The organism is Bradyrhizobium sp. CCBAU 53415 (genome assembly GCF_028128735.1).
GTDB lineage: Bacteria > Pseudomonadota > Alphaproteobacteria > Rhizobiales > Xanthobacteraceae > Bradyrhizobium.
The window spans coordinates 161,652-175,373 of record NZ_LBJF01000001.1; the positions used below are offsets into that span (position 1 = coordinate 161,652).

Here is a 13,722-nt window from a genome sequence, read left to right on the forward strand (position 1 = left end):
GATGATAAAATGAGCGGCGCCGACAGTGATGATCCGTCGCTGTTCGCACGGCATCAAAGTGCCGCCCGAAGAGCGCAGCGACCCAGCATCCCCTGGGGCTGAGAAGAAGTACCTTGTTGTTCGCATGCGAGCACTCGGAGCTCCTTCGCGCGATCCCAGGCCGGGATTGGTGCACCTGCGTCGCCTTCTGCTGTACGCACGACCGCATTGGTATCATCGTCTCACCGATGTCAGCAGCAAACAGCGGGCCGGTCCGCTTGCCGGGCATCCTCGTCAGCTACTTCAAAATGGTACAACGTGACGCTACGTGCGATTCAAGGCCTTTCGAGCGGATCCGCATAAAATTCAAGCCGCCGACCTCTCGCAGACAGCTAACTGATCCGCCAGCCGTCGACGTGGCGTATCGCATTCCGTTTTTGGATGGGCATATACGCGTGAGCGCTCAAGGCACATTGCGCATCATATTTCTTGTGTGATGTCATATGTGTTCGTTTTTTCCAGAAGATCACGTGGTTTGTAAGTGGCGACCATGAATCTTCAGGTCATCATTGTGAACTTCTTGTTGGCTATCCGAATGGCATGGCCAGCGTCGACGATCTCAAAGTCAAGATCGTCATTATGGCCAAGAGTGGACAGGAATGGTCTGAGAGCACCAGCCTATTTGCGGCGCGAATGCCCGATCTGAGCATCTTTTGCAATGGGCTTGTGGAACGTGCTTATTCGGCTGGTCCATCACAGCGAAATGCAGAGCGGTATTGGCCAATATGGATAGCCGTTCTCCTGTGGTCGAGAGCTCCTCATTGCCTGACGAGGCAGATTTTCTGGAGCGCGCTGGCGTTCTTCGCAGACTCCCACAACGACGACGAGTCCGCGTCGGCGAGCACGGGCAAGATCGAGGCGCCGTCCACGTACTGGTGCCTGGATTTGGCGTTCTCCACACAGACCACTAAACCAACGAAGCTTTGGATCATACCTCGGAAAGGTCGGGTTTTTGATACGCTGTCCCTACGCTCAAATATTTGGAGCAAGATCAGGAAGGCAATTGAGCTCCAATGTGGCTATCGCGCGGGAGCCGGCCCGAAGAGAACAAACCCGATCTCTTCGTCTGGCAATCGAGTTTTTGTACGAGACGCTCAGATCTGTAGCCGGGATGGCACACTAAGCGGAGGCGGCGAGATCGCGGATCGCTGCGTACGATGTTTACTAAGGCAAAAAGGCCGGTCTGCCGGTACAATCCTGAGCAAGAGTATACGCGAGGCGTCGTTCGCGCTTACCTGCTCGGATAGAGGTTCAACATGAATTATGCGGCTGGGAACCGCTGTGAAGTATCGATAATGACAGATGAAGAGCGCGAGTTGGCGCGGTGCAGGCAAGAAATAGTGAGACTCAAACAACTGGTTGTGCAGCTTTCTGAGCTCGTCTTGCGCAATGTCGCGGAGAATGCCGAGGGCCGAAAGACGCAATGCAGGTGACGCGTTCGGCCGTATATCGAATAATCAGTCGACAGATGAGGGCCGGTAGACCCAAAGCCATTGTAATCCGCAGCGCGGAGGCCGCCCCCGACCCGCCCCACGACGCCAACCCCGCCAGACAAAGTTATTCCGCTGCCGGGTTCATGCTTCGCTCCGCGGTCGTCTCTCCGCGCTCGGAAAGGCGGCAAGTGCGGGTTGGCGCCTCTCAATGGCAAAGCGCAGATCACATCTTCGCCCGCGATCTTCACTTTGAGCTCACGGTCCAGTCTTTGAAATTGAAGTTCATTCCCCCTGGGGACGAGGTGATCTCGACGCCGTATTGAACGCTACCGACGTTTATATCGCCGAAGTAGCCCTTCGACTTGATCCACTGCAGGATAGCCTTGATGTCCACTGTTCCGCTGTTGGTCTTCGACGTGCGCAGGAGTGAGATGACCTTGTGACCGTTAAAGCCTTCAAAAACGTTCCAAGTCGCTCCGCCCACGTCGACGTTGGTGTAGACCGGGATCGCTGCGCCGGAAGGATCCTGCCGATAATGATAAGAAATTGGTTTGACGTTGACGCTGCCGTCCGCATTTCCGGTGTAATTGGTCCAGAGCATTATCTCATGCTGGTTTGAGCTGTCCCAGATATCGTACGCGACGTCCCAGGCACCGTGAGTAGGAACATCCTGATTGAAGCTCGAGCGCAGAGCGTTGATTGATCTCAGCGGTTTTCCGATATGGAAGGCCTCGTGCGGATAACTCTTGATCCCAGCAGTATTAGGCTGGTTCGACCACACGCCCCACTGGTTGACTGCATAAGCCGAAATCGTCTGAGGCCCAGCGCCCGCACCCCATACGTCGTTGTTCCAAGAGTAGCCATCGCGAGAAAAGGTCCCGTATGGATCGCTCGAACGCCAAATCGGAGCCCTTGCCGATGCAGGCGCAGCAGACGATGGCCCGGCTTCACTCATAGCCTGCCTAAATAGATTATGGTCCTCCTGTGTGCGGACGTACCCCGTTGGGGACCCTGGCGAGCCGGCACCATCTATCCGATTGGAATCCATAATGCTCTCCTTGCTCATATTCGAACAACGTCTACTGCCGATCCGTCGAGCGGGTACCCCGAGTTCCTGACCAGTCCAGTCATAGGCGACATCGGCATCTAGAGACCAGGTTCGAATGCTAGGAGGGTTGGCTTTCGAGAAGCTGACTAGTGCCTATCTACGGTGATTATGATTCTTTGAAAGTGTTGGGGTAAGCGCAGCAAAGTGCGAAGTAAGCAACACGTGCGAGGTTCGGGCACGATCGCGCCGGATAGGTCACTGTGTTCCAAATTGACGTTCCCGTCTTGCTGCCATGGTGGTCGAAAAGCGCGTGTCTGTCCCTGTACCGGCCTGCCGGGCCGACGTCGCTTGCTCCCTTCAGCGACGGTGGCTTGGAAGGTTCGTGAGAGTTGAACCGCAAGCCGTTGCGCTGAAATGCAAGTGGATCGTACTCGACACGACAATGATCAAGGCAGGGGCATAGAGGCTTATGAGAGGCCTCGCTTGTCCTTTAAACAAGACTGGCACGCCGCCAGGTCCTCTAGCGGTAGACCGCATGGCGCGTGCAGAATTGCTCGTGAATGACTTCATGGAAAGCCCGGCTGTGGAGCACTTCCGAGCAGGAGACGTCCGGCGCTCTGGAGCGTTCCCTCGTTTAAGGCTGCGTGCTGGGCAACCACGAAGCTGTCGCACATGGCGCGCGCCAAATTGCTGGTGGTAGAGAGCGACCCAGATCCAGCGAGACCGCTTGCAATCTTGCAGACCTCAGCGCTCTGCCGCGCAGCGTTCGTCGCGGCGAGCCGCATCAGCGTCGCCGTGCTCGAGTTTACTGCCCCCTTGAGCGCTTCCTTCCACAGCTCCTCGGTCGCATCATAGAAGAAAGAACGGGCGGAACGCAGCATGGCTTCAGCTTTGGCCATCTCCAGCTGGATATAGCCGCGCTCTGCCATCACGGGCGCGCCAGTGATCGAGGCGTGGCTTCCGGCCATGGCGATCACCTCGTCTAGCGCGGAGCGCGCAATACCGATGCCGACAATCGCATGCGCCTGCGCAGCGAAAGTCACGGACGGATAACGATAAACCGGCCCGTCGAGTGTCGGCGGACCGCCCCGGATCAAGGTCCATTCCTCCGGCACAATGACATCGTTGACAACGACGTCGTGGCTGCCGGTGCCTTGCAGGCCGATGACGTCCCAATTGGGGCGGATTGTTACCTTCTCGGCAGGCATTACGGCTACGCGCGCAAGGCCACCGGTCGGATCGTCCTCCACAGTGATGCCAACGCCTATCAGATCCGCGCCCGGTGAGCCGCTGGCGAATGGCCACACGCCGTTCACGACAAACCCGTCGGTGCTTCGCCTGGCGGGCTGGAGCGGGAAAAGCGCACCCGCCAACACCACGTCAGGTCCATTCGCGTATACCTTGCGAAGGGTCTCGTCCGGAAGAGCAGCAAGGTAGCGAGCCCCATCGCCGAAGCTAGCGACCCAACCGGCGGAGCCGTCGGCTTCGGAAATGCGCTCGATCAGGCGACAAAAATCGGCCGGCGTCCGCTCCTCGCCGCCGAATCGCCTGGCGGCCATAGCCCGATAGACGCCAACGCGCTTGAAGCCCTCGATGATCTCGTCTGGAATCTTCTGCGCGCGGGCGAACTCGTCTCGGCGCGCGCGGATCTTGACCAGCAGCGGCGACAGATTGTCCCAGGTCGCAGCCGTAGCGTCGGTTTCTGGAGTGATCTTCTCTGGCGGAGCGTTCATAAACTGTCCTCGGTGTCTTGAGCCGATCGACGCCGCGCGTCATTGATATGGATTGCGCGCGCATGGTGAAGCCGGCCGGATTGATACCCAGCCGGAGGGATTGTCGAAACCATCGGAGTTGCTCTGATGAGATTGCAGGCGGTTGCCACTCCAAACCGCATCCCGACAGATTGGAAGGAAAAGGTTTTGAGGCGGGGAAGGCTGACTGTGGCTGTCGATGCTGTCATCGAGGCTGAACCGGCAAGGCAGACGATATGCGGCGACGAGATCGATCCGCCTCTGCTGCACCATGTCTCCGACGGTTGACGGCAGCGCATGTCTTGTCATGTGTTCTCCAGCGGACGATCCGTCACAGTTGGGGCTGGACCACGTTGACCGCTAGGTCGCCAAGCCTGCGGCTCCTTTTCCATCTCCCCCAGCAATTGACGTGCCATCAAACATGGTCTGCCGGCCTTGTCTGAATCGAGCGAGATCACGTGGCCCGTGCCGCGCCAGCAGGATGCTCGCACCTGCATGTCTGTTTCCAGGCACAACACGTCATCAACCGGACACGGCGGGAGCGGACGACTGAAGTGGACCTCGACCGCGGACCAGTCGGGCTCGGCTTACCTGCCGCAGTGTCAGGCCCGCTCCGATCTCCTGACATGACCAACAACTGTCGCGACTGTGGGTGAGCTGTCGGTTAGAAGCGGACGTCAGGCTGCATAAGCGCAACACGACCTGATCTGGCTCCATGGCCGGGTGCGCCGGTGCAAATAGCGCAAATATTGTACGAAATGGACAGATGCGCGCGGACTATCGAGCGTCGCCGTGGGTCAGGCATCGCACGTTCTGAACCTAGCGCCCTGTTATCCAGTAAAAATGGGCGAGCTGCTCCAAAGGGGTTTGGAAGTCTTTGATTCCGGAAGCCGTTGGCATCGATTGCCGGTACGCCCGTAGGCGCGGTGCGCCTGCTACTTGGATCATTCCTCCTGTCGCACCGAACCGCACCTTCGTGGATACATTGCGTCGGCCGCGAACCGTAGATCCCAGAGCGGCCTTAGGAGCCTGACAGCCTGCTGGTACAGATTATGGCTCTGCGAGTTCCGTCTCGTTGAACCTCAAATAGATTGTCGGAGTCGTCGGTCTTGCTCTTGCGTGCAAACTCGATGGGCGCGCATGCGGGATTGTAGTGAGAACAGTCACACCATCGACCATCTCATGATGTGAGCCGCATCTTTGGCGGCGAACGAGACGATGCAACGAAGCATGAATGCGAAGCTGGTGTCGCAAATCTGTCAGATAACTATCGTGAGATTGGCCGCATCGCAGTGCGGCCGCGGTGATGCGCGGCAAGGGGGGCGGTGGTTCGGCACGCCGAAACTGGAAATCTTCTCACGCCAGCTCCGGTACGCACCGTGCGCTTATGATGCGATCAGATCACTCTCGCTGAGAGAGTGTGCATTTGTCCGGTCAGTACGGAGGTTGCACGCGCATGGCGAAGCGCAATCTGCCAAATAACCATGCTGCGCGGAATCGTCCGCGCCGCAACGGTTCCTTCTTTCGGCGGGCCTTCGGAAAGGCCCTTAGGTGGAAAGGATTGGGGGCGCAGGTGTCTCCGCGTGGAGCTGGCATCAAGGTGATGCAGCGGCATCACCGGCATGGACGAGCAAGTCGAGGGAGGCCTCGGTATGCTCATTCTGCCTGACCGTATATCCTATGGAATGACGTCAAGCACGAGCCGATTGTCGGCATTGCGCGATCGCAGTGCGCTTGCTCGCGACATGTACCCGAGCAGGGGACTTGTTCGCCAGACGGCGGTACATGACGGATGGCACCGGCGGCGCTCGGCTTTTTTTGGCCAGCGCGCGTTCGATCTTCCTGCAAATACGTGGCGCGCCAGTGATACAAGAAAGTTTGTGCGACGAAGGCTCGATCGCGCGCTGCCGCGGGGGTGGGATAGTTGATCAACACATACGCCGTGACCTGCCAAAATCGAAACGGAGGCGGGGTCACCTACGTAATCGAAGCACTCCAATCGCCAATAATGGTGGCAATCAATGGGCGCGGGACTGGCTGCAGTTATGCGTCCTTCGGGGAGGAAAAAACGTGAAGGCCGCGCATCGTGGCGGTTGATGGGAGACAGTTGCGTCCGGCCGGCTTGAAAGAATGCACGGCGGACCGTTCATCTTCTTTTTGTAACCATCACGGTCGCTTCACGATTGATGGCATTTGGCGGATTGAGCAATGTGCCGAGCCTATATAGGCAAGCTTAACAGCTATGCCGCGGCCCTAGAAGCCCTCAGAGGAGACGAGCGACTGCGTGGCCTAAAGCCGCGCGCAGGCACTGATTTTGCTTCGAACGATTATCTGGCCCTGGCGAGCGCGCCGCGTATGAAGAAAGCTCTGTTCACCGCGCTTGAGGCCGGCACGCCGATCGGAGCTGGTGGGTCACGGCTGCTGCGCGGCAATTGTGAGGAGCACGAAGCTCTCGAAGCCGAGGCGGCGCAGTTCTTCAGATCGGAGGCAGCGCTGTTCTTTGGCGGCGGTTATATCGCAAACTTTGCAGTTCTGACGACGCTGCCGCAGCGGGGCGATCTGCTCGTTCTGGATTCGCTCGTGCACGCCAGCATTCATGAAGCGGCGCGAGCGGGCCGAGCCGAGTTTCGGATAAGCGCCCATAATGATCTACAGTCAGTTGAAGATACCATTGGCGACTGGCGCGCCAACGGCGGAATGGGGCGCATCTGGATCGTGGTGGAGAGCCTCTACAGTATGGATGGTGACTTCGCGCCGCTTAAAGATCTGGTCGCAATCGCCGAGCGCTACGAGGCTTTCCTGATCGTGGACGAGGCTCATGCCACAGGCGTTTACGGTGAGCAGGGACGGGGGCTGACCGCTTCTTACGAGGGGCGCGAAGATCTGGTGGTGGTCCACACCTGCGGAAAGGCGCTGGGCGCGGCGGGCGCGCTTGTCACTGCTTCCGGCGTATTACGCGACTTCATGGTCAATCGGTGCCGTCCATTCATTTTCGCCACCGCGCCATCCCCCCTTATGGCTGTCGCGGTGCGAGAAGCACTCTTGATCCTGCAGGAGGAGCCTGAGCGACAGCAACGCCTGATCGATCTGGTCGACTTTACACATCGTCAGCTCGTTGTGTGCGGGCGCCCGAGCCCTTCGAACTCTCAGATCATTCCTTACGTCGTGGGCGATAACGCCCGCGCGATGCGGCTCGCCTCTGCACTGCAGGCGCGCGGCTTTGATATCCGCGGGATACGGCCGCCGACAGTGCCTGTGGGAACGGCAAGGTTGCGGATCTCGCTGACGCTTAACGTCGAGCGAGTTGATGTATCCGATATGATTGATGCGCTGGTCGAAGAGACTTGGGGCGACGTGCTATGAGGGCGCTAGCGGTGATCATGAGGCTGATGTCCGCATCGGCAAAACGATCTTCAAAGGTGCGCGCCCGCGCGCAAACATGCTCCGTGGATGCGCAGTTCTGAAATCCAAATCACAAGCCCGACCTGCGCAGAGCGAGGAACGCTCTTTGGATGGCACGTCAAGGCGTTCGTGGATAGTTGACCGCCAGGCCTGACGAACCCCGGAGAGGGCACAAAGATTGTTCTCCGTTCGAACCGGTGGTCGCAATTGTCGTACGCGCGACAAGTTTCTGTTCATGCTGATCCAAGGTACAGGTCCAAGACAGATGTGAACGAGGCTGCTTCTCCGATACTGCTGTCTCCCCAAATGGCTGATGCAGGGGAGACCGACCGATTCCGACGCGAGTAGCATTTTTCTTTACATCGGCGGGCTGGGCAGTCATCGTCGTCGTAATCCTGCTCTATTTGATCTTCGGCCCTGGCTGAGCCGGATGATCATAAGCAGAACCATAGATGGCTTGCCTGATCGCGAGTGAGAGTCTGCCGGAATTGTCGCGTGTTCCGGAGGGCGAGAGCTCAGACCCTGCTTACCTCGCACCGCGATCTGCCGTTTGAATCACCTCTGTTGGCCTGGCGCATCAACGTGGAGGCATGAATGCTGCCGGTCGCGATATGAGTGTTTCTTGGTGCTGGCCGCGCGTTGCCAACATGAGCACGTAGAATACGAGGAGAATTAAGAGGCCACGCATACCAGAGGTCTTCCCGAAGCTACGACAATTGTGAAGCGGATTGTATTCGGCGCATTTGATGCAGCCGATGGACGAGCGAATTGCGCGGAACTCGACCGAAGCCTGTATCAGGCGGCAAACGACTGGCCGGCCGCGCGAAGGTGCCAGCGTCAGCTCAGCAAATCGACCCTGCCGGTATCGAGCCGATACAGGCCCCCGACGACCTTCAGTCTGTTCTGCTCAACTGCCGCGTTTAGAATCGGCCCCGTCGATTTGAGCTTGTTGACATTATCGATTACATTTTGCTGGGTCGCATCAGCGAACGTGTCACCGGTTTGCTGGCGAGATCCTTTTACCGCAGGCGCAAGCGCAGCGACGAGGGATGAAATGTGACCCGGCGGCGGCTTACCATCGTGGAGCGACTTGATGGTGGCGTCTATCGCACCGCAATGATCGTGGCCAAGTACCAGGATCAACGGCGTATTCAGCACGGCGACCGCATATTCCATACTGGCGAGCGTGTCATCGTTGGCGAAGTTGCCGGCGAGACGGCAGACAAACAGATCACCAAGTCCGGTGTCGAAGACAAGTTCAGGCGCCACACGTGAATCGGCGCAGCTCAGAACCGCCGCATATGGATTTTGCCCATCCACCAAAATCGGACGCTCGCGTTTGAAATCGTCGCCTCGTGATGCGCCCTGAACATAGCGATCGTTCCCTTCCATCAGCCGCTTCAGCGCAGCATCCGGCGAGAGCAAGTTATCTGGCTTGGGCGGCGCTTTTGCTTCCTTCGCATTGACAATGTTGTTGCCAAGCCGGAGGCAAACCGCCGAAACAGCGAACAGCAACAGCGAGCGGCGCGATGGCGCGATCTTGGTCAGATAGGGCATATTCGGAGAACGGCTTGCATGCATGCGTGTCACCTCATCGCGCGGCCTTGCGCCACCCGATGGCTTCGGCTTCCGCTTCGCTGCAGAGCCAGCGTTCACCGGGCTTCTTCGTCATGTCGATTTGTTCGTAACTGAGTTGCTCGGGCAGGTGATAAGTGCGCTCGCCGTTGCGGTCCACGGTGCCTTTTATCAGACACTCGGACGAGGGCGGGTCCGATAGCAGCGCGGATCCGAGCAGGAGTTCCTGAGCGTCGATCGGAACCGAGCTCGCGCCGATGATGATCGTCCCCTTGTTGCGGCGACGCCAGTCCCAGGGCGCGATGAACGCCCCCGACCACAGCCCCGCATCGGCTTTGCTCGCCACAACCTCAGAGATAACGTAGGTAGGACCCGACGATAGTGCCCAGCCGGAGCGTACCATCCAGGCGTTCACGTCCTCACCTTCGATGAAGCAACCGCCGCGTGACCTACCGTATTCATCAACTCCTGTGGTATGACAATCCCACGTTCGTCCGTTCGAATGCTTGATAAGCTCGTCGCGAGCAGCGACGCCACAAGCCCATTTCCGGCCGTGGGCGTCGAGGCAAATCTGATCAGTCTCAGGAGCTTCGATGCCTGAGAGCCGAATCTTGGTTTGCTCGATTTCGATCGTATTGCCGTCGAGGATGCGCGGAGGGCCGCTGAGCTTCGCCGCGCAGACCGGAGATGTGATGAGAGCGAACAATGCGACCATCATTACGCGGCGTTTCATCCCGAAAATAGCCTTTCGCTCTTGATCCATGTTTACGCACAATCCGGCGCCGCCGCATTCAACTGCTTAAACGCACTATGTCCGTTATTCGGCCCGTATCTTTCGACGTTTGCGTTATGAAAGCTTGGCCGTCATTTCCAAGCTACGACCTGACGCTGCGTGAGGTTCAAGCGATTTCTTCGGGTGTGCTTGTCGCGGTATCCTTCGAGCATCGCCGGTCTCTCTCACTGGGCGGGCACCCTCTCGACCTGTGGAGGAGATACCCATCGCTCAGTGCCGAAGTCGCGATGCAGGAGAAAGCCGAAACTCGGAACGCTGTTTCTCCCGCGCTTGAAGAACAAAGCGCCTGTGAACTTTGGTGGTCGAGTGGAAGTCAGGCGTGGAGGAGCAACCTTGCTATCTTCGTGCCAACCTCCATCGGCAGACAGAAGGCTGCCGACGGTTTCAACGAGGACGATGACATTTCGCCGTAAAGTCTTGTCACGAAAAGACCGATGTTCGAAAGAAATCTGGTCTCGCCTCCTCTGAGATTTGGACAAGGCGCCACGGAGTTCAGCTCAACGCTCGCTGTTAAATGAATCGGCATCGTTTGCGCAAACCGCGCAAAACTCAGAGCCCTCTTTCGTAGAGCCAGCCGGGATGGTCGTTGATGCCAATCGCATTGTGGCTTTTCGCACTTCCGCGCTAATCGTTCGTGGTGCCGCCGCCCGTTCGTACTGGGACCGGATCGTTCATGACCCAGGCGGCGCGGCGGGCGGCCGCTCTTTCGTAGTACGCTTGCCCATGATCACAAGTGGAGGTTTACCCACCAAGCCCGGCGTGAGGGCGTACGTTTGCGCCAGGGAATTTGAAAGGGCAACCATGTCGAGCCGTGGCTCTGTCGTATACGCACCGGGCAAGCGGTAAGCCGCCCGCCTGTTCGAACGATCGCGAATGGCCATCCTGATGCCATTCAGTGCGAGGCGTCAATCCACAACATGTACTGGCCCATCACCGCTCTCGTGCAGGTATCTCTGGTGCGGTTCGGCCGACTCACGCTACGCATCATTCTCGACCACCTCACCGCACAATGAGAACGAAATGGTTACAGCCACCCGTGAATTGCCGGTCTCTCCTTACGCGCTTGAAGTGGATGGCCGACTCAGAGCCAAATTCGCAACCAGAGACGGCGCCAGGGCAGGTGGAGCAGAACTAAAGAAGCGTTTTCCCATGCTTCAAATCCGGATCTATGACGCGCAGACGAATGCGCGCGAGGAAATCTAGATCCGACTCAATTCGGTCCCGATGCCTCGCGCACGGCTCCGCGGCACCTTGCCGGGGCCACTCGGAAAAAGGGCCCGTCGTCAGGGGGTATGCCGGCCTCGCTGATACTGCCCCGTTCCCGGGTATCCTCTTAATCGGTTTCTTCGCAGCGCTCGGTCCCGCGTGCCGCCTTCGGCGTCGCTATGCTCGCGCTCCTGAGGTGCCAGTCAGTCGCGCGATGCGCGGCGCACGCCAGATCGGGCTTGGGCCCGAGGCATCTCCAGGCCCGGTCCCGTGAAGAATAGCATCGAGAGCTGGCCCCCTCGCAGATTGGTGTCCTCTCACCGCGTGGGGTGCGGCGGGGCCAAACCGGCTCTCGCAAGCTGGCACGCGCCGCTGAGCTCGACTCCTCGCGGAAAGAGCCGAGTGCAATCGTGCTGTCCGACTTTTCCGATGACGGCCTGAAGGCTGCGGGAGAGGTTCGCGGACTGTTGCGGAGCCGCAAACGGCGCGACTTTAGAGCGCATATGTCTTGCGGTTGCTCCGAGGCGCTCGGCGCTGAAGGAGCTGCGGCGCGATGTTGCTCTGCGCGACCATTTACTGAGGCCTTGGCCCCTCTAACTCTTCGCGTTCCTTTGGCTCCATGCGATCGAACCAGGAGCCAGGAGGAAAGGCCGCGATACGCTTGGCAAGGGAGGATTGCGGCTCCCAATCTTGTCCTTCGCTCTTTTCGAACGTGATGACCCCGTTGTGGGTAAAATAACGGGGCCCTGGGATATTACAGTTCACCAAAAGCAAAACGCGCCACAGATCACCTTTCTCGGTCGGCTTGTCATTCCGCTTCGGCAAGTAGTCCACTCCAACAGGTTCAACGATAGTGCAGCGGCCCTGCCGTAGAAGATCGCCGAGCCGGCCTTGCGTGGTCGTCACAAAGTTGAAGTTGGTCGGGTCATGCAGAAAGCGAAGATTTGCGTCCCTTTCGCCATCCCTGACTTCACTGGCGATCAACGAGAGCGCCAAGGCGCGCCAGCCCAATTCCATCGGCTTTGCATAGGTCGACGCAAGTTCAATCGTCCCGTCGAGCGCGACCTTCCAGGTGATAGCGTACTGTTCGTCTGATTTAACATCCTGGTGCCTGGTCCACGAAACGAAAACATATTCATTTTGGTCAAGTTCAGCGACGCCCCACATTCGAGGGACGAACTGTGCCACCTTCGAGACGTTGGAGATAATTTGTTCTATCGTCTCACCGTTTTGCGCTCGCCACGTTGACTTGACTCTTTCGATAAGCGGGCTGTCGTTGGCGCAAACCCTGTTGCTCGTCGCAGCCAGCACGGCCAGGCAGATCAGGGATCGACCGAGACAAAATAATAGCGCGCGACTTCCAGACATTTTCTTCAGAACCGTCGGCCTATCTGGTTTCATCCACATCTTCCAAAGCGGGCAACTTCAACCTGTTATGCGCGAGCGCAAAAAAGTTAGCGGCGACGCGACGGGGCGACCGCTGGTGTCCCGCGCGACCAGGCGCTCCCCTTCATGTCACGCGCCGCTAACTTCAGTCGCCAGCGACAGCCCCAATTTGCTGTGCTGGACATGCCCAGCAGGAGGAGTCTGGGCATGCCGAGGACTTGCATTGTTCGTGCCAGGTAGTAGACGGCAATTCGCACCGCTTTTGTGTCCTCTTTGTCGACTTTCCGACTTGCGGACGTTTCGATCGTTCCATTCAGCCTATCCATCGCGGCTTATGCATCATCGTCACGCACCGGATATTCGGCGCGTTTGCCGCCATTGAACCGTTTGGTTCGGTACCGTTGCCGGAATGTGGGCTTTTCGATCTCTGCCATGCCTTTGGGCACTTGCGGCCACGGGGTCATGGCGCGTTTGGCGCTCCTTTGGCGACATGCGGCGCCTCGGAAGTCGAGAACAGCCTCAGTCAAGTGCGCTTTGTATCGATGGCGAACGACGCGAAGCCGATCATCATCGCCGAGCATGTGAAGTCTGGCTGGCACCGCAAATCAACGTGCTCGCCGGGTATGTTGCTTGCTTTGGCCAGGTGTCTTGGGCCTATTCAACACGCACGCGCAGGCAGCTCCGATACCATTTCGATATCGCTGATTGGAGAACGCCTTTATATCGAGGTCAACGATAGAGATGCACGGTCATTCGCGTAGCAGATGTCGCAGCATTAGCTTGAGACATAATCTGAGAGGTTGACCGCAGAGTTCTCTTGCCGATAATCCAAGTCGTCGAGGTTCTCCGGTTTCCATTTGATCCGGAGCTAAGAGGGAAGCCGGTGAAAATGCCGGCGCTGCCCCCGCAACTGTGAGCGGCGAGCCGCTGTCCAACGATGTCACTGAAGCCTGCGCGGCTTCGGGAAGGCCGGACAGCAGCGATGACCCGCGAGCCAGGAGACCTGCCCCGACAATATATTCGTCCACGGGCGGGGTGTCCCGGTGGTGCGCCAAGCAGCCGTCGCACGCGCGACTTCCCCTGCCTGCG

General features: G+C 58.4%; 8 protein-coding genes and 1 riboswitch. Of the genes, 3 read left to right on the forward strand and 5 right to left on the reverse strand.

The window, feature by feature from the left end:
• Positions 1–1,716: 1,716 nt before the first annotated feature.
• Both XH87_RS00615 and XH87_RS00620 read right to left on the reverse strand, forming a co-directional pair.
• Positions 1,717–2,520 (reverse strand): glycoside hydrolase family 12 protein, encoded by an 804-nt coding sequence (locus tag XH87_RS00615; protein WP_333909160.1) that lies wholly within the window; start codon positions 2,518–2,520, stop codon positions 1,717–1,719.
• Between the two features lie 566 nt (positions 2,521–3,086).
• Entirely contained in the window at positions 3,087–4,079 is a 993-nt protein-coding gene (locus tag XH87_RS00620; RefSeq protein WP_271585772.1) for an acyl-CoA dehydrogenase family protein, read from the reverse strand.
• A gap of 300 nt (positions 4,080–4,379) precedes the next feature.
• On the opposite strand from XH87_RS00620, the gene XH87_RS00625 reads away from it, so the two are divergent.
• Both XH87_RS00625 and XH87_RS00630 read left to right on the forward strand, forming a co-directional pair.
• A complete protein-coding gene (locus XH87_RS00625; RefSeq protein ID WP_271585773.1) occupies positions 4,380–4,559 on the forward strand; it encodes a hypothetical protein in 180 nt (59 codons plus the stop codon).
• Positions 4,560–6,479: 1,920 nt separating this feature from the next.
• Positions 6,480–7,634, forward strand: a complete 1,155-nt coding sequence (locus tag XH87_RS00630) for an 8-amino-7-oxononanoate synthase (RefSeq protein ID WP_271585774.1) — start codon at positions 6,480–6,482, stop codon at positions 7,632–7,634.
• 876 nt (positions 7,635–8,510) lie between these two features.
• Here the strand turns inward: XH87_RS00630 and XH87_RS00635 are convergent.
• Positions 8,511–9,254, reverse strand: coding sequence for a carbonic anhydrase (locus XH87_RS00635; RefSeq protein WP_271585775.1), 744 nt, complete (start codon positions 9,252–9,254; stop codon positions 8,511–8,513).
• 10 nt (positions 9,255–9,264) lie between these two features.
• A complete protein-coding gene (locus XH87_RS00640) occupies positions 9,265–9,981 on the reverse strand; it encodes a thermonuclease family protein (RefSeq protein WP_271585776.1) in 717 nt (238 codons plus the stop codon).
• 1,080 nt (positions 9,982–11,061) lie between these two features.
• Between XH87_RS00640 and XH87_RS00645 the strand changes: the two genes are divergently transcribed.
• On the forward strand, positions 11,062–11,244 hold the full coding sequence (locus tag XH87_RS00645; protein ID WP_271585777.1) for a hypothetical protein: 183 nt from the start codon (positions 11,062–11,064) through the stop codon (positions 11,242–11,244).
• Between the two features lie 576 nt (positions 11,245–11,820).
• On the opposite strand, the gene XH87_RS00650 is transcribed toward XH87_RS00645, so the two are convergent.
• Positions 11,821–12,648, reverse strand: a complete 828-nt coding sequence (locus XH87_RS00650; RefSeq protein ID WP_271585778.1) for a nodulate formation efficiency C protein — start codon at positions 12,646–12,648, stop codon at positions 11,821–11,823.
• Between the two features lie 807 nt (positions 12,649–13,455).
• Positions 13,456–13,658: riboswitch (cobalamin riboswitch) on the forward strand.
• Positions 13,659–13,722: the final 64 nt, after the last annotated feature.

Excerpts from the sequence above, each read along its gene's own strand:
- XH87_RS00615 (WP_333909160.1), bottom strand. The coding sequence starts at position 2,520 with ATGGATTCCAATCGGATAGATGGTGCCGGCTCGCCAGGGTCCCCAACG.
- XH87_RS00620 (WP_271585772.1), bottom strand. The coding sequence starts at position 4,079 with ATGGCCGCCAGGCGATTCGGCGGCGAGGAGCGGACGCCGGCCGATTTT.
- XH87_RS00625 (WP_271585773.1), top strand. The coding sequence starts at position 4,380 with ATGAGATTGCAGGCGGTTGCCACTCCAAACCGCATCCCGACAGATTGG.
- XH87_RS00630 (WP_271585774.1), top strand. The coding sequence starts at position 6,480 with ATGTGCCGAGCCTATATAGGCAAGCTTAACAGCTATGCCGCGGCCCTA.
- XH87_RS00635 (WP_271585775.1), bottom strand. The coding sequence starts at position 9,254 with ATGCATGCAAGCCGTTCTCCGAATATGCCCTATCTGACCAAGATCGCG.
- XH87_RS00640 (WP_271585776.1), bottom strand. The coding sequence starts at position 9,981 with ATGAAACGCCGCGTAATGATGGTCGCATTGTTCGCTCTCATCACATCT.
- XH87_RS00645 (WP_271585777.1), top strand. The coding sequence starts at position 11,062 with ATGGTTACAGCCACCCGTGAATTGCCGGTCTCTCCTTACGCGCTTGAA.
- XH87_RS00650 (WP_271585778.1), bottom strand. The coding sequence starts at position 12,648 with ATGAAACCAGATAGGCCGACGGTTCTGAAGAAAATGTCTGGAAGTCGC.